Source organism: Desulfobacter latus (assembly GCF_013389365.1).
In the GTDB taxonomy this organism is placed as follows: domain Bacteria; phylum Desulfobacterota; class Desulfobacteria; order Desulfobacterales; family Desulfobacteraceae; genus Desulfobacter; species Desulfobacter latus.
In genome coordinates this window covers 1-16593 of sequence record NZ_JACADJ010000081.1, presented here as the reverse complement: position 1 = coordinate 16593, position 16593 = coordinate 1, and the positions used below count along the sequence as shown (strand labels likewise).

Sequence of the window (16593 nt, the reverse complement as noted above, 5' to 3'; positions counted from 1 at the left end):
AGGATCAGCAATGGTAAATCGAGGTATGGCAAGTTAAAGAAAAGGCGAAATCAGATAAAAGCCCCCAATTTTTTATTATAACATGAAAATTTTAGATATTTATCAATTCATTTGCAAACCACTATAATTGGTTATCTTGATCTATACAGCTCTTGAAAAATAGTTTTCAAGGTTATTTTTGTCGATTCAATAGTAAAATAAATCATTGTGTGATAAATTTATTCGCAAAATTTTCAAATTAAATTGTAAGGAGAGGAGGAGAACGCTTGAGCATTATACCCGGAACAGAATATGAAGGCCTGCCACTGATCAGACAAGGAAAGGTCAGGGACATTTTTGATACGGGCGATGCCCTGCTCATGGTAACAACCGACCGGCTTTCCGCGTTTGACGTGGTGCTGCCTGACATCATCCCGGACAAGGGCAAGGTGTTGAACCAGATTTCAGTGTTCTGGTTCAAACAAATGGAAAGCATCGTTAAAAACCATATTATCAGCACGAATGTAAATGATTATCCCGTGCAATTTCATAAATATAAAGACAAGCTTGACGGCCGCAGCATGCTGGTGAAAAAAGCCCGGCCCATGGCTGTGGAATGTATTGTCAGGGGCTATATTTCAGGTTCAGGCTGGAAATCCTATCAATCCGAAGGCCATGTGTGCAACATTAAGCTCCCCCAGGGTCTCAAGGAGTCCGACAAGCTTGAGACCCCGTTATTTACCCCGTCCACCAAGGCTGAAATCGGTGATCATGATATCAACATCGGTTTTGAAGAGGCTGCAAATATTCTGGGGAAAGAGACCGCAGAGAAGCTGCGTGACCTGAGCCTTGAAATTTATAACCGGGGTGCCGCCTTTGCCCTGGAAAAAGGTATTATTATCGCAGACACAAAATTTGAGTTCGGTCTGCTTGATGGTGAAATTATTCTGATTGATGAAATCCTGACCCCGGATTCATCCAGATTCTGGCCCCTGGACGATTATACCCCCGGCAGAGGGCAGAAAAGTTTTGACAAACAGACTGTCAGGGACTGGCTGACCAATTCCGGCTGGGACAAAACCCCGCCGGGTCCCAAACTGCCCCAGGAAATCATTGACAATACCAGCAATACCTACAAGGACATTTTTACCCGCCTGACCGGAAAAACCATCTGATCCATGACAGCTATAACATTGACTGATATCCCAGTGTCTGAGATCGACCTTTCAGATACTGGGTTTCGCATTACAAGCCCCCACCATGATATTGAACATTTAACGGCATCCATTTCTCAGTATGGCATCATGGTTGCGCCCCTGGTGGTGTCCGGACAGGATAAGTACATTGTGGTCTCCGGGTTCCGGCGGATTGAAGCCGCCCGACATGCCGAGCTGTCCAGGATAATTTGCCGTGTCATGCCTGCAGAAGAAACCCGCAATGCAGCCATGGCCGCTGTAACCGAAAATGCATTTTCAAGGGAACTGACGCCGGCAGAACTCATTCGGGCCACAGCGCTTTTATTGCGCTTTATGGATGCCGAAAACATCGCAAAAAATGCCGCATCTATTTTCAACAGGCCGCTGAATACCGGTTATATCAATACGTTGGCGCATATCCATGCCATGCCTGATTCTGTGCTTGACCTTTTGGATCAGGGGAAGATATCCATCAAGGCGTGTAAAACGCTTGTGTCCATGGATGCACAAACCCAAACTGAATTTTTGCATCTTTTTTCCCTGATCAAAGTATCCTCGGGCCGCCAGATGGAAATCATTACATGGACAAAGGAGATATGCGCCCTTGAAAAATTAAGCCTGTCACAGCTTATCCAGAAAAGCCCCCTGGGAACCAGTGAGAGCGATCTCCCGGGGCCGGCTGACAGGGGTTTGGACCACAGAGACATGAGTGCCCTTGGGAAACAGTTCAAAACGTTTCTTGTCCAAAAACGTTTTCCTGCACTGACGGCCGTTAAAAATCAGGTCCGAAAACAGATCAAGGCGCTGGAACTGGATTCCGGACTTCAACTAGCGGTTCCTGAAAATTTTGAGGGACTGGTTTATACCATGCAAATGGAGTTTAAAAATGTGGATGAGTTTAAAACACACCTCAACCGCCTGGCTGAACTTGTGGACAACAACGATTTTAAATCTCTTGTGGACAGATAAATGATCAATCCAACCCGGGTATTCATAGATAAGGATCTGGATCTGACCCCGGAAATTGAGTACCTGATCTCAAAAGTCAAACCGATACCGGAGACGGTTGCGGACTCAAAGCCGGTCTATGACTTGATCAACCAGGCGGATGATCCTGTTGGATTTGCCAAAAAAGTGCTTTACATCACCAGCAATAAGGGCGCCCTGATCCGCCAATGCCCGGGCACCAGCTACTACACCTGCTGTGATTACACTATTTTGCATTGCGGCACCTATTGCACCATGGACTGCGCTTACTGCATCCTGCAGGCTTATTTTCATCCCCCCGTGCTTCAATATTTTGCAGGTTTTGACCAGTACGCTGCCGCGCTGGAGCCGATTTTCCACGGGGACACTGTTTTTCGCATCGGCACCGGCGAATATACTGACTCCCTGATCTGGGAACCTGTCAGCCTGATGCCCAGATTTCTGGTTGAAAAATTTGCAGCCCAGGACCGGGCCGTTCTTGAATTAAAGACAAAAACCGTTAATATAGACGCGCTGCTGAACCTGGAGCATAACCGGAAGACCATACTGTCCTGGTCCGTGAATACCCCCGAGGTGATTGCATCCCAGGAGCGGGGTACCGCGAGCCTGGTCGCACGGCTTAAAGCCGCAGCCAAAGCCGTGTCAAAGGGATTCCGGGTGACATTTCATTTTGATCCTATTTTTCTGTATCCTGGATGCGAAAATGCCTATGAAAAGGTGGTTCAAGCCATCTTCAACCATGTCAGCCCCAAAGATGTTGTATGGATTTCCATTGGCACATTCAGGTTCATGCCCCATTTAAAAGCCATTATTGAAGCCCGTTTCCCGGATTCAACCATTCCTTATGGTGAATTCATCACCGGAATTGATAATAAAATGCGCTATTTCAAGCCATTGCGCATCGCCATATACCAGCGCCTTGCGGCCGTATTCCGGCAGCTTGCCCCCGACGTTGCCGTCTATTTCTGTATGGAAGATGAAGAGGTGTGGATGAAAACCTTTGGGTTTTTCCCAGGAAAGCCTAAAGCACTTGCCCATATGCTGGACCGGGCTGCCGCGGACCGTTGCGGACTTGATGCCAGCCTGATTTAGTTTCAAAACTGAAAATATTTGGGAGAAGTTTGGAGAATATGGGCCTTGATCATATTTTAGGCCATACGGATTTCCGGTAGGTTGGGTTGAGGAACGAAACCCAACGCCGATAAGTTGTTGGGTTTCACTTCGTTCAACCCAACCTACGCTGTGGCCGATGTTATGACCAAGCCCAAAATTTGGGTTACCGATGTAAGCCGGAACAGTTTGAACCGTTTGATCAAAGTCTTCCAGGGCGTCAACCTTAAAGTAGGGCATCTCATAAATGGCTTATTTTACGGGGTGTCCCGGCTGTGACCACTGATTTTTCACCGTTCAGGAGTGATGGACAGTAGGTGGCTATCCGGGGTCCATTATTTGAAAGTTCCTTATGGCAAATATCCAGGTGTGTAAAGAACGTTGATTCTTTAGCCTTAATGTATTATTTTATGTATTACGGAGGTGCTATTATGATTACATTAAGACTTGATCCAAGACTTGAGCAGCAATTAAACTATACAGCAAAAAATCTTGGCTTAACAAAGTCAGAGCTTATCCGAAAAAGCCTTGTAGATTATTTCAAAAAAATAGAAACAAAAAGTGCGTGGGAATCTGGTCAAGATTTATTCGGCAAATATTCTAGTGGCCGGAATGATTTGGCCTCAAACAGAAAAGAGCTTCTTAAAAACAAACTCCAGGCAAAAAGAAAATGAACAAAATTCTTATTGATAGTGGACCATTAATTGCTCTTTTCGATTCATCAGACAAATACCACCAAAAGACTATTGAATTTATCCAGTCAAATCAAGCTTTACTCATAACCACGATCGCATCCATTACAGAAACATTGCATCTTTTGGATTTTAACCGAAATGCACAGTTGGATTTTATCGAATGGATCAGTCGGGGTGGAGTTGAAATAGTCAATGTATTAAATTCAAATTTTCAAAGAATCAAAGAACTGACTAAAAAATATCGAGACCTACCAATGGATTTTGCAGATTCATGTCTTGTCCTACTCGCTGAAAAAATGGGGATAAATGAAGTCGCGACGATTGACCGTGATTTTTCTATATACAGAATCAAAGGAAAAAAGGCATTCAAAACAATCTTGCTATAATCCTCACACAATAGGGATAGGACTCCCCATTACTGAGGAGCCCTCCCACACCACCCGGCATACGGATCTCGTACCAAGGCGGTTCGGCTGGTGTTAACAAAATCGGCTGTAGGTTATCCCACCGATTTTGGGGCGGCATGACGGCCGCTTAACTTAATGTTGCCACAACAACAATTGGGTGTATTTTGAATATTTAACTTGCAAAATACACTAATGTCTTTTATAACATTCCCATGAATCTCATCGACAGAACAATTGAACCGATTGCAAAATCACTCGCCAGACAATACCCTGTACTCACCATTACAGGTCCGAGGCAAAGCGGAAAAACCACTCTGTGCAAAAAAATATTTCCAGACAAACCATATGTCAATCTGGAATTTCCAGACACCCGACAATTTGCCATTGATGACCCGAGAAGTTTTTTAGCCCAATTTCCGGATGGTGCCGTGCTGGATGAAATTCAAAGAGCGCCGGATCTGGTTTCCTATATTCAACCCCTGGTAGATGAAAACCAGCGAGAAGGACAGTTTATTCTTACCGGCAGCCAGCAGTTTGAAATCAGTAATACTATCAACCAGTCGCTTGCAGGCCGGACTGCCATGGTCAAGCTGCTGCCTTTCTGCCTTGAAGAAATTCAGTCGGGCTTTTCATTGCCTGCCATTGACCGCCTGCTGTATCAGGGCTTTTACCCGCGAATCTGGGATAAAGACCTGGAACCGAACCAGGCCCTTGGCAATTATTTTGAAACCTATGTTGAAAGAGATCTTCGGCAACTGACAACGATTAAAAACTTAAACCTGTTTCAGCGTTTCATAAAACTTAGCGCCGGGCGTGTGGGTCAGCTTTTAAACATGAACAGCCTGGCCAATGATACCGGGATATCTCATACCACAGCCCGAAGCTGGCTCTCAATACTTGAAGCGAGCTATATCATATTTTTTCTGCAACCCTACCATGTAAATATTTCAAAACGGCTGGTCAAATCCCCTAAACTGTATTTTTACGATATTGGCCTGGCATCATATCTGTTAAACATTCAGAATGAAACGCAGATTACACGGGACCCCCTTTACGGACATCTGTTTGAAAACATGGTGGTCGCTGAGGCCTTGAAGTATCGATTCAATCATGGCAGACACAGCAATCTTTATTTTTACCGCGACAGCAAAGGCAATGAAGTTGACCTTTTACTTGTTAATGGCCCAGACATTTTTCCTGTTGAAATAAAAGCAGGCATGACCATTACACGAGATTATTTTAAAGGGCTGAAGCATTTTACAGCACTGTTTAAAGATCAGATGCCGGATGGCAGCGGTCTTGTATATGCTGGAAATGAATCTCAGAAAAGAAAAGATGTCTCAATTGAACCATTCTATAATCTAGCTCAGCTATTTTTAGTTTAATGTCAAGAACAAAGTTATTCTGATCATGGGTATTAAAACAAAACAAACAAGCCGTCCGGATCATAGATCCGAACGGCTTGGCTGACCAAACAGACCATCAGATATCAGCCTTCTTTCTCAGCATTGGCCTGTTCAATGATTTTTTTGGACAGATCCGGCGGTACTTCATCATACTGTTCAAACGCCATGGTAAAGGTACCGCGGCCACCGGTCATGGAGCCTAAGTCCGGTGCATACCGAAGCATCTCGGACATGGGTACGAGAGCGTTGATAATCTGTTTATCATCTTCGGAATCCATCCCAAGCACCCGCCCGCGTCTGGAATTCAGATCGCCCATGATATCACCTGTGGCGTCATCAGGCGCCTTGACCGAGACCTTCATAATGGGTTCAAGCAAAACCGCATTGGCATCGGCGGCCGCATTTTTAAATGCCAGAGAGCCGGCCGTTTTAAATGCCATTTCCGAAGAGTCAACTGAATGGTAGGAACCAAAATCCAGGGTGGTGCGGAAATCCACACAGGGGAATCCTGCCAGAATACCTTTCTGCATGGCTTCCCGGATGCCTGCCTCCACGGCAGGGATATAATTCTTAGGAATCACGCCGCCTACAATTTTATCCACGAATTCATACCCGGAGCCCTTGGGAAGGGGCTCAAGCTCGATCCAGCAGTCACCATACTGACCATGACCACCGGACTGTTTTTTATGCTTGCCCTGGACCCGGACTTTTTTCTTGAAGGTTTCACGATAGGCCACCTTGGGTGTCGCAATGTCCATGCCCACATTGAATTTGCGCTGGATTTTTTCTGCCGTGATTTCAATATGAACCAGGCCACGGCCGGAAAGAATGGTCTGGCGGGTCTCTTCCTCACGACGCAGGGTAAGACCGGTATCCTCTTGAAGGATCTTACGCACGGCTTCATGGATTTTATCTTCGTCACTTTTGGCCTTGGGTGAAATGGCAAAGGAGATACACGGAGGCAAGGGTGCCGGTGCCGGAATCTGAATGGCCTGTCCACCGGTCAGGGTATCGCCTGTCAGGGTGCTTTTCAATTTTGCCACGGCCACAATCGAGCCGGGCAGGGCACCATTAATCTGCTTTTGCTCTTTACCGGCTATTTCAAGAAGCTGTGAAAACCGCTCCTTGGTGTCCTTGGTCACATTAAGGACATTGCCTTCCTTGCCAAGTGTCCCGGAAATTACCCGGAAAAGAGAAAGCCTTCCCGCGTAAGGGTCAACAATGGTAGCAAATACAAAACCGGTGAATTCAGCATCGGGGTCCGGCGCCACTTCCACATCGTTGCCATCGGCATCTTTGGCAATCCATGCGCCGCGGTCAAGGGGGGAGGGCATATAATCATTGATAAAATCAAATACCACATCAATGCCGATCATCTTTGTGGCGGATGTGCAGATGGCCGGATAAAACTGAGCATCAAGAACGCCTTTTCTGAAAGCACCTTTAATCTCTTCTTCGGTCAGTTCTTCGCCTTCCAGATATTTTTCAAGCAGATCATCATCAAGCTCTGCGATATTTTCAACGAATTCTTCCTTGTCAGCGGCAATTTCATCTGCCATATCTGCCGGGATATCAATTTTTTGGGCCTGGCCGTCAGCGTCATACGCAAAGGCTTCGCCGGAGACAATATTTACAAGGCCTTTAAACCCGTCTTCTTTTCCAATAGGATAGCATACGGGAATGACTTTCTTTTTCAGGGATGTATCACACGCGGCAACCGCAGTGCTGAAATCAGACCGTTCACGGTCGAGTTTGTTGATAATAACAAAACCGGGCAGGTTATATTCCAGGGCGGAAGCTGCTGCTTCTTCGGTCATGGCGGAAGGTCCGCCAACACCGTCAACAACAAAAGCCATGCTGTCGGCTACAGGAAAACATGTTTTGGCAGCAGAAAAGAAATTTTGGTCCCCGGGGGTGTCCATTAATGTAACGACATGCTTTTGATGCGTATACTTAATAAATGATGTGTTAATACTTTGCTGCTTTTTGATTTCTTCGGGCTGGAAGTCCATTACTGTATTTCCTTCTTCAACCTTGCCAAGGCGATTGGTCACCCCGGCCTTGAACAGCATAGCCTCAGCAAGAGTTGTCTTGCCCGCACCTCCATGGCCCGCAAAAGCCACATTCCTCATGGATTTGATTTCTTCGCTCATTACGGCTCCTTTAGAATATTAATAAAATAACAATACTCTAATAATCAAAATGAAATAAAAATAACAGATTTATTTTATTTTTTTTGATGAATTAATGAAATTATGTATTCTTCATTGCCCTTGGCACCTAAAACCGGCGAGGTAACAATTCCGTTCACCTTGTACCCCCTGTCCTGAAAAAAAAGTGTCATATCCTGCTTTACCCGGTTTCTGATTTCCGGATCCTTTACGATGCCGCCCTTGCCTACATTTTCTTTTCCCGCCTCAAACTGGGGTTTGATAAGGGCCAGGATATCCGTGCCGGGGCGCATGAATTTTTCCGCCGACGGGATAACGGTTTTTAAAGAGATAAAAGAGGTGTCCGCCACCACGACATCCATGGGGTGGCCAATGACGTTATAGGGAAGGTGACGGATATTGGTACGCTCTATGACCACCACCCGGTCATCCTGTCGCAGGGACCAGTCAAGCTGCCCATAGCCCACATCCACGGCATACACTTTCTTGGCACCGAATTTGAGCAGGCAGTCGGTGAATCCGCCTGTGGAGGCACCAATATCAAGACAAACCGCATCCTGGACAGATACAGGGAAACTTTGAAGTGCTTTTTCAAGTTTAAGCCCGCCCCGGCTGACATAGGGATGATCCGGGGCTTTAACGTCAATCAGCGCATCCTGGTTCACCTGGGTGCCGGGCTTATCTACCTTGATACCGTTTACCAAAACCTTTCCGGCCATGATCATGGCTTTGGCCCGTTCCCGTGAGCGTATCAGGCCCCGGTCAACCAAGGCCTGATCCAGGCGTTTTCCGGGGCGTTTATTTTTCACGGCACAACGTCAATCCTGCTGCCACAACCGCCTGGGCATCAATGCCGTAATCCTTTCGAAGCTCACTCTGGCTGCCGTGTTCAACAAATACATCATTGACGCCCACGCGTTTCACACGGCACCCTGAAAGGCCGTTGTCACAGATCAGTTCAAGAATGGCTGATCCGAATCCGCCTGCCAGCACATGTTCTTCAATGGTCACCACAGTTTTGATCTTTCCGGCAAGATCAAGGATCAGGTCCGCATCCAAAGGTTTTACAAACCGGGCATTGACCACAGTGCTTTCAATGCCTTGGGCGGACAATTGTTCGGCTGCCTCCATGGCATCATTCACGCAGCGGCCGATACCGATGATCAACAGATCGTCGCCTGTGCGAAGCACCTTTGCTTTGCCGATATCAACGGCCTCGGCATTGTAATCAACATCAACGCCCTGGCCGGCCCCCCTGGGATAACGCAAGGCAATGGGGCCCTGGTGGGCCACAGCAGTCTGCATCATCCGCACCAGTTCATTTTCATCCATGGGCGCCATAACGGTCATATTGGGTATGGATCGCAGATAGGAAAAATCAAACAGCCCATGGTGGGTGGGCCCGTCTTCCCCCACAATGCCACCCCGGTCTATGGCAAAAATCACAGGAAGGCCGTCAATGCAGACATCATGAAGGATCTGGTCATAGCCGCGCTGCAAAAAGGTGGAGTAAATGGCCACCACGGGTTTTGCGCCTTTGGCGGCAAGACCTGCAGCAAAGGTAACGGCATGTTGTTCGGCAATGCCCACATCAATAAATCTGTCCGGGAACTGTTCGGCAAAACAGCCCAGCCCGGTGCCTTCAGGCATGGCAGCCGTCACCGCCACAATACACTTGTTTTGTTTTGCAAGCGCAATCATACAATTGCCGAACACCGATGTGTAAGAGGGTGGGGCACTTGATTTTGACGCCGGGCATTTCCCGGTATCCACGGCAAATGCCCCCACACCGTGAAAATAGACCGGATTTTTTTCAGCCGGTTTATATCCTTTGCCTTTTTTTGTGGTCACATGCAACAGCACCGGTGAATCAGGATCTTTAATATTAGTTAGAATATCAATGAGATGATCCAGATTATGGCCGTCAATGGGGCCGAAATAATCAAAATTAAAGGCCTCGAACAGCATGCCCGGGGTTACAAAGGTCTTAAATGACTCCTCCCACCTTTTGGCCCATTCATACATGTCGTCGCCGATCTTGGGCACGGATTTTAAAAACTGGCCAAACTGGTTACGCATGTTCTGCAAGGCCTTATGTGAAAGCGTCCGTGAGAGGTAAGAAGATAAAGCGCCCACATTGGCGGAGATGGACATGTCGTTATCATTTAATATAACGATGTATTTCTGCTGAAGATCGCCTGAATGGTTTAACCCTTCGTAAGCAAGCCCTGCGGTCATGGAACCGTCACCAATGATTGAGACCACATTGGACTTGTCCTGCTTGAGCATCTTGGCATAGCACATGCCCAGACCGGCGGAAATTGAGGTGGAGGCGTGTCCCACGGTTAACGCGTCGTAGGGGCTTTCTTTGGTTTTAACAAACCCTGAAATGCCCTTGTATTTTCGAAGGGTGTCAAAGGTGCGGTGGCGCCCGGTTAAAAGTTTGTGCGCATAGGACTGGTGGCCCACATCCCAGATCAGGGTATCCCTGGGTAAATCAAATACGTAATGCAGGGCAATGGTCAGTTCGACGACACCTAAGCTTGGTGCCAGATGCCCGCCGTTTTTTGATACCACCTCAATAATTCTGCTCCGGATCTCCCGGGCGACAGCCTCAAGTTCATCCCTTGGAATCTGTTTCAGATCATCAGGGCTGTTTATTTGGTCAAGATATTTCATAGTCTTGTCATCGGTTCCTGTTAATAATGTAGCCGGCAATGGCGCGCAACGGTTCGCTGTTTTTTTTAAATTCTTTTTCACTGTAACTGTCTAAAGCCGTCAGGGCATCGGCCACAAGCTGCTTTGAAAAGACTTTGGATTCTTCAAGGCCGAGGATGGCAGGAAAGGTGAGTTTATCGCGCAGGGCATCGGAACCGGCTGCCTTGCCCATAACTTTGGGATCCCCTTCCACATTCAGGATGTCGTCCATAACCTGGAAGGCAAGTCCGATATTTTCAGCATATGTGCCCAAGGCGTTTAAGGCATCTTTATCCGCACCGGCACTGATGGCCCCTGACGCAACACTGACCTCGATCATGGCTCCGGTTTTATGCCGGTGAATTTTCTTTAAATGGGCCAGGGCACCGGGGCGATCCAAAGGCAAATCTTCAGGGTTGTTTTCAGCCTGCATATCAAGCATCTGGCCTTCCACCATGCCGTTAATCCCGGCCGCCGCAGAGATTTTTTCCACCAGAATCAGGCGGGTGTCAGTATCGGGATAGATATCGAAACAAGACCCTGGCGCGGCAAGGATATGAAATGCATGGGTTAAAAGCCCGTCTCCGGCCAGAATTGCCGTAGCTTCGGAAAATTGTTTGTGGCAGGTAGGCATGCCTCGGCGCAGGTCATCATCATCCATGGCCGGCAGATCATCATGGATCAGGGAATAGGTATGGATCATTTCAATGGCACAGGAAGCGGGCAGGGCGATGCGTGGATCGGCACCTAACGCACCGGCTGTTGCCAGCGCCAGGGCAGGGCGGACCCGTTTGCCGCCGGCCATTAAAGAATGCGTCATGGCCCGGACAAGCTCGCGGTGTTGATCCAGTTCATGAAAAACATTTAACAAGGCCGCATCAACCAGGTTTCGGTTCCGGGATAAATACCCGGAAAGATCAAACGTACTCATTGTTCTTCCTTAAAATCTGATACATCAGGCTCACCGTCAGCATTCATTGTCAATTGGGTGATTTTTTGCTCGGTTTTATCTAAAATATCAAGGCAGAAACGGGTATTGGCAATTCCTTCTTCGTATTTTTTAACTGCCTTTTCCAATGTCAAATCACCGGATTCCATCTCTTTGACAATGTTTTCAAGTTGTTTTAGTGCTGATTCAAAGGTTTTTTTTGCCATATATTTTTTCCACCCGGGCATCCAGGCGTCCTTTAGATAAAATAATTTCAATTCCATCATCTACATTCAGCGTATCCGCATCCATCACAACATGACCGCCAACACGACTACCGGACAGATTCCGGGTGATGCTGTACCCACGGCTCAACACCGCTGACGGATTTAAGGCCTCAAGTTGCCCTGTTTGTTTAATTACCTGATCTTTACATTGTTTCAGGTACGCATAAAAAAGATAATCCAGATTCGCCTGAAGATCATTAACTTCTTTTTTAAGTGTCCGGATGCGGGACAAGGGCAGGGTGCCTGAAAGTGTTCTTCTGAGCCATTGCGTTCTTTCGCGCTGGTAGTTAATGTGATTTTTGACTAAAGACAAACGCCTGGATTGCAGATCCTCGATGCGGAACCTGAAATCATCCACAACCCTGGCCGGACTTTTAAGCCGCCTGTGTAAATCATTTATATATTCCCGTTGTTGACGGATACGGCGCTCGATTTTATTGTTCAGCTCATTTTGCAATCTAAAAATTTGATGAACCATGGCTGACTGGTCAGGCAAGGCCATCTGAACGGCAGCTGATGGGGTAGGGGCCCGAAGATCCGCCACAAAGTCGGCAATGGTGAAGTCGATTTCATGACCAATACCTGAAATGACGGGTATTTCAGATTCGTAAACGGCTTGGGCCACGGTTTGGGTGTTAAATGCCCATAAATCTTCCAAGGACCCGCCGCCTCGGGCAATGATAATAAGGTCACAGGTTTTGACCGTATTGGCAAGTTCAATGGCCCGGGCAATCTCACATTCTGCGGTATCTCCCTGTACCTTGACGGGGATGATTTCAAGGGGAACGCTCGGGCAGCGCTGTCTGGCCACCTGAATAATGTCACGAACCGCAGCACCGGTGCCCGACGTGATCACATAAATACCTGACGGCAAAAAAGGTACTTCCTTTTTGTGCGCAGCATCAAACCAGCCCATGGCAGCCAGTTTGGCCTTAAGCGCTTCAAACTCTCGCTGAAGCGCGCCGGTGCCTTCGGGTTCCATATGCTCAAAAATAAGCTGGTAAGCCCCCCGGGGTTCGTAAAGGGAGAGACGGGCCATGCCTTTGACCTTCATTCCGTTTTCAGGGGTGAATTTTAAATGGCGTTTCTGTCCTTTAAACATCGCGCAGGAAATCACGGCCGCGTCATCTTTTAATGAAAAATAGGAATGACCCGAAGCGGGCGTTGACAAATTTGAAATTTCACCGGTGATCCATAAAAAAGGATACCGTTCCTCAAGCAGATTTTTTATCTGTCGTGTCAGTGTGCCTACGGTGTACACTTTATGATTCGTCTGTGGTATCATTCCTGTCCTTATTCCAGGCGTATGCGCAAAGTTCGTACTTATAAAATAAATCATTTATAAAAGTCAATAAGCGCAAAATTAGGCAGAACACCTGTAGTAAGAAAAACAAGATTATTTATATTTTGCATAAGGTCTGATAATATATATTATGTAAACTTTTATATTACGGCTTTGTATAATCAAAATGTAATATTGAAATCCGCCCTACCCGTGTTATATTATTTTAAATAAATATAAAATATCACTAAACCTGAAATAAAAAGGAGTTACAATGAACACAAATCTTTCATATCAACAGACCGGCGTAATGACCCGGGTTAATGCATTTATCAGAAGCACATACAATTGGATGACCATTGGTCTTGCCGCCACCGGACTGACCTCATATTTTGTATCTGGAAGCCCTGCCGTGATGCAGACCGTATACGGCAACCCCATCATGCCCTGGGTATTGTTCATCGGTCTTATTGTCATGTGCGGATTTCTCAGTGCCCGGATTCAAAAAATGCAGGCAAGCACGGCCACAGGTCTTTATATGGCCCTTACCGTTCTTTACGGTATCTGCCTGGCCCCGATCTTTATGATTTATACCCAGGCATCCATTGCCTCCACCTTTTTTATCTGCGCTGCGACTTTTGGTGCCGCAAGTGTTTACGGTATGGTCACGAAAAAAGACCTAACCGGTATGGGACAGTTTCTGATGATGGGGTTGTTCGGCATAATTATAGCCATGATCGTAAATATATTCCTTCAAAGCTCAGCCATGCAGACCATTATATCCATGATTGCGGTTCTGCTGTTCACCGGTCTTACCGCCTATGACACCCAGAAACTGAAATCCATGGCAACGACCCTTCCCGCAGATGCAACCGGCGCCATGGTTCGTAAAGGCGCCATTCTTGGTGCTTTAAGCCTTTATCTTGATTTTATGGGATTATTCGTTCATCTGCTCAGCCTGCTTGGCGTCGCAAGGGATTAATTAACTGTCGCAAGGGATTAATTAACTTGGGAGCGCGGACGTCCCGCCCGCATCTCCGCTATCAGAAAACCCCGGAACAAAAATTTTTGTTCCGGGGTTTTTCTTTGTGTACTCGTACTCGTGAACGTATTCGTTACAAAGCCCTGCCCTGCCCTTTAAGAAAAAATTTTGGAGCTATTGGTAAAAAGGTCCGTTACGCCCGCTGTAAATAAGAAAACTGCGCCGGCAGTCCCGATCAATTGATGCATGATAAAACTCAAGCGTTTTCAAAAGGTGTTTTTGAAACGTGGCACTGGATTTTATTTCAAAATGAAACATATTTATGGTTTTTGAAGGTCATTTTGGTCGCGGTGTTTCTCTACCGGCACTTCCCGATATCCCCCTGCCCTACCCTGCAATCATAAGAACGGCCAGGACCTTACGAACACAAGGGCTTGATTACATTACTTTCAGAACTGATGTCTGTTGGATAGCAAAAATTGTTTAAAAAACACTCAAAAGTTATTTTTATTTTATTTTTATTTTTTTTATTGACATAAAAATAATGATATGGTTTCTATAATTTTATGTTTGATGACTTAAAATTTATCGGAGATAACATCCGTTCTTTTCGCCGGTCACGCAACTGGACCCTGGCACAGCTTGCGTCAAAAATCGGCATCCAGGAAGGGCCGCTGGGTCGCATTGAGCGTGGCGTTAATCTGCCGTCGGCCAAGGTTATCTATAATTTGGCCCAGACACTGGATATTCCCACCGATGCCCTGTTTGCCCCGGATCTGTCCCTGGCCAGGGCAAAAGCCGCAGAAACAGACGCAGTCCATGTGAACGTTGAGCCCGATATGACAGTTCCCCAAAAAACATTGTTATCAGCCTGCAAGTCACTGATGTCAGCGTTCCATACCCTTGAAGACATTCTTGGTGTTCAAAAACATGCTCTGCTGCCTTTGTCCATTCCCTTTAAGCCGGATTACGCCGGTATGGAACAGCTTGCAGCCCAGGTCAGATCCGCCATGGGCACGGGCGATGCCGTGATATTCGATTATCTTGAACTTTTTGAAAATTTCGGATTGCGGGTTCTGTTATTTCGTTTCATGAAATCTGCAGACAATTTTAACGGCGTCTCTTTTTTTGAACCCGTACACCAGAACGCCTTTTTTTTCATTAATTCTCGAAAAAGTCCGGAAAAGCAACTGTTTTGTCTTGCCACAGAATTGGGCAAAATATTGATCTTCAATCAAATGAAAATTAGAAAAGACCCACTTTTTCCAGAACCCGACGCATCTTCCGGCCCTCGGCCCATCAATGCCAAACGAGCTGCCAAGCATTTTGCTGCCGCATTTCTCATGCCTGACACCGCAGTAAAAACTACCGTGGGCCAACTGGGTATCACCCCCGACACCTGGACCTGGGATCTTGTCCTGCGCATCAAACAGAGGTTTGGTATATCCGCCGAAGCTTTTGTTTACCGACTCAAGGAACTTAATCTGATCACTAAAGAATTAAGCAGCACCTACATACAGAAAATAAAAACCCACTACAATCAAACCGATTTTGGGGAAGCTGGTGCTTCGCGCCGGATACTTAACGCTAATGGGCGGTTTTTTGACCTTTTGTTGACAGCCGGCAGGATCAAATCAGCTCAACAGGAAATACAAAAAATTAAAGAAACTGTGGAGAAACTAAAAATATGATTTTTCCTACTTCAAATAAAAGAAAACAAGGTTCTGCAGCCATCCCTTACACGCAATGCTACGCAAAAACAGATGAAAACGGAAAACCCGGCATTAATGTTGAATTTCATCTTCGCTATGTCGCCGAGGTTTGCCGTATTCTGCGACGTCAACTTCCTAAAATTTTGGCAGCACTTAGCAAACCTGCCATACCCTCTGCATCAACACATGATATCGGCAAAGTTTCTCCTGGATTTCAATTAAAATATTTTCGCGATGCACTCATTAAACAAATCTCGGGTCTGAGTGACAAACCTTCCGGGCATTTTATAACAGATCATGCCCATATCAGCGCATGTGCCCTCTGGGCACATGTACATGAAAATAATCCCTTTGAATGTCCGACTGTAGCTCAAATTGCCGCCATGCACCATGGAAGTGTTCTCACTCAACCATTGCCGACAGATTCCGGTGAGCTTTTAGGCGGATCTGCCTGGAGCAAAGAAAGAAAGAAACTGATAGAAAAAATGGAAGCAGAGTATGGTACATTGTCTTTCCATGTACCGTCCTTAGTACAAAGGGATTTTATATCCGGCATGGTTACAATTTCAGACTGGATAGGATCAGATGAATCTTTTTTCCCCGCTACAGGATTACCTCCGGATATAGATACTCGAGTTTTCGAAAAATAGCTCCTTGATATTTTGTACATAGGCATGATATTTGCTATATAACATTTTTTAAGTGTTCTTCAGCTTCCTGTAAAGACAGATCTACTAAAGGTTTATTTTGCTTC

15 protein-coding genes are annotated in these 16593 nt (G+C 46.3%); 9 read left to right on the top strand and 6 right to left on the bottom strand.

Going from position 1 to position 16593, the window contains the following annotated elements; translation table 11 throughout:
• Positions 1-266: 266 nt before the first annotated feature.
• From HXW94_RS16330 to HXW94_RS16305, 6 genes are all read left to right on the top strand, one after another.
• Positions 267-1154, top strand: a complete 888-nt coding sequence (locus tag HXW94_RS16330; protein ID WP_178367968.1) for a phosphoribosylaminoimidazolesuccinocarboxamide synthase — start codon at positions 267-269, stop codon at positions 1152-1154.
• Between the two features lie 3 nt (positions 1155-1157).
• Positions 1158-2144, top strand: a complete 987-nt coding sequence (locus HXW94_RS16325; protein ID WP_178367967.1) for a ParB/RepB/Spo0J family partition protein — start codon at positions 1158-1160, stop codon at positions 2142-2144.
• A complete protein-coding gene (locus HXW94_RS16320) occupies positions 2145-3254 on the top strand; it encodes an SPL family radical SAM protein (RefSeq protein WP_178367966.1) in 1110 nt (369 codons plus the stop codon). It abuts the gene before it with no gap.
• 449 nt (positions 3255-3703) lie between these two features.
• Complete coding sequence (locus HXW94_RS16315) at positions 3704-3946, top strand: CopG family transcriptional regulator (protein WP_178367965.1); 243 nt, start codon at positions 3704-3706, stop codon at positions 3944-3946.
• Complete coding sequence (locus tag HXW94_RS16310) at positions 3943-4353, top strand: type II toxin-antitoxin system VapC family toxin (RefSeq protein WP_178367964.1); 411 nt, start codon at positions 3943-3945, stop codon at positions 4351-4353. The genes HXW94_RS16315 and HXW94_RS16310 overlap by 4 nt, the downstream gene beginning before the upstream one ends.
• Before the next feature lie 233 nt (positions 4354-4586).
• Positions 4587-5759, top strand: a complete 1173-nt coding sequence (locus tag HXW94_RS16305; protein WP_178367963.1) for an ATP-binding protein — start codon at positions 4587-4589, stop codon at positions 5757-5759.
• 104 nt (positions 5760-5863) lie between these two features.
• Here the strand turns inward: HXW94_RS16305 and fusA are convergent, their stop codons facing one another.
• The 6 genes from fusA to xseA all read right to left on the bottom strand — a co-directional run bounded on the left by fusA (position 5864) and on the right by xseA (position 13148).
• Positions 5864-7933 carry an elongation factor G gene (fusA, locus tag HXW94_RS16300; RefSeq protein WP_178367962.1) on the bottom strand — a complete coding sequence of 690 codons (2070 nt, stop codon included), beginning with the start codon at positions 7931-7933 and terminating at the stop codon, positions 5864-5866.
• A 74-nt stretch (positions 7934-8007) separates the two neighbouring features.
• On the bottom strand, positions 8008-8760 hold the full coding sequence (locus tag HXW94_RS16295; protein WP_178367961.1) for a TlyA family rRNA (cytidine-2'-O)-methyltransferase: 753 nt from the start codon (positions 8758-8760) through the stop codon (positions 8008-8010).
• The gene (gene dxs / locus HXW94_RS16290; RefSeq protein ID WP_178367960.1) at positions 8750-10630 is read right to left on the bottom strand and encodes a 1-deoxy-D-xylulose-5-phosphate synthase; all 1881 of its coding nucleotides are present in this window, start codon (positions 10628-10630) and stop codon (positions 8750-8752) included. The genes HXW94_RS16295 and dxs overlap by 11 nt, the downstream gene beginning before the upstream one ends.
• 7 nt (positions 10631-10637) lie before the next feature.
• Positions 10638-11579, bottom strand: coding sequence for a polyprenyl synthetase family protein (locus HXW94_RS16285; RefSeq protein ID WP_178367959.1), 942 nt, complete (start codon positions 11577-11579; stop codon positions 10638-10640).
• Entirely contained in the window at positions 11576-11803 is a 228-nt protein-coding gene (xseB, locus tag HXW94_RS16280) for an exodeoxyribonuclease VII small subunit (protein ID WP_178367958.1), read from the bottom strand. The genes HXW94_RS16285 and xseB overlap by 4 nt, the downstream gene beginning before the upstream one ends.
• Positions 11784-13148, bottom strand: a complete 1365-nt coding sequence (xseA, locus tag HXW94_RS16275) for an exodeoxyribonuclease VII large subunit (RefSeq protein WP_178367957.1) — start codon at positions 13146-13148, stop codon at positions 11784-11786. Before xseA ends, xseB begins: the two co-directional genes overlap by 20 nt.
• Positions 13149-13419: 271 nt before the next feature.
• Between xseA and HXW94_RS16270 the strand changes: the two genes are divergently transcribed.
• The 3 genes from HXW94_RS16270 (at position 13420) to HXW94_RS16260 (ending at position 16489) form a co-directional block, all read left to right on the top strand.
• Positions 13420-14127 (top strand): Bax inhibitor-1/YccA family protein, encoded by a 708-nt coding sequence (locus tag HXW94_RS16270; protein WP_178367956.1) that lies wholly within the window; start codon positions 13420-13422, stop codon positions 14125-14127.
• A 566-nt stretch (positions 14128-14693) separates the two neighbouring features.
• Positions 14694-15818: a helix-turn-helix domain-containing protein gene (locus tag HXW94_RS16265; RefSeq protein ID WP_178367955.1), complete on the top strand. Its 1125-nt coding sequence runs from the start codon at positions 14694-14696 to the stop codon at positions 15816-15818.
• Positions 15815-16489, top strand: coding sequence for a CRISPR-associated endonuclease Cas3'' (locus HXW94_RS16260; RefSeq protein WP_178367954.1), 675 nt, complete (start codon positions 15815-15817; stop codon positions 16487-16489). The genes HXW94_RS16265 and HXW94_RS16260 overlap by 4 nt, the downstream gene beginning before the upstream one ends.
• Positions 16490-16593 lie beyond the last annotated feature (104 nt).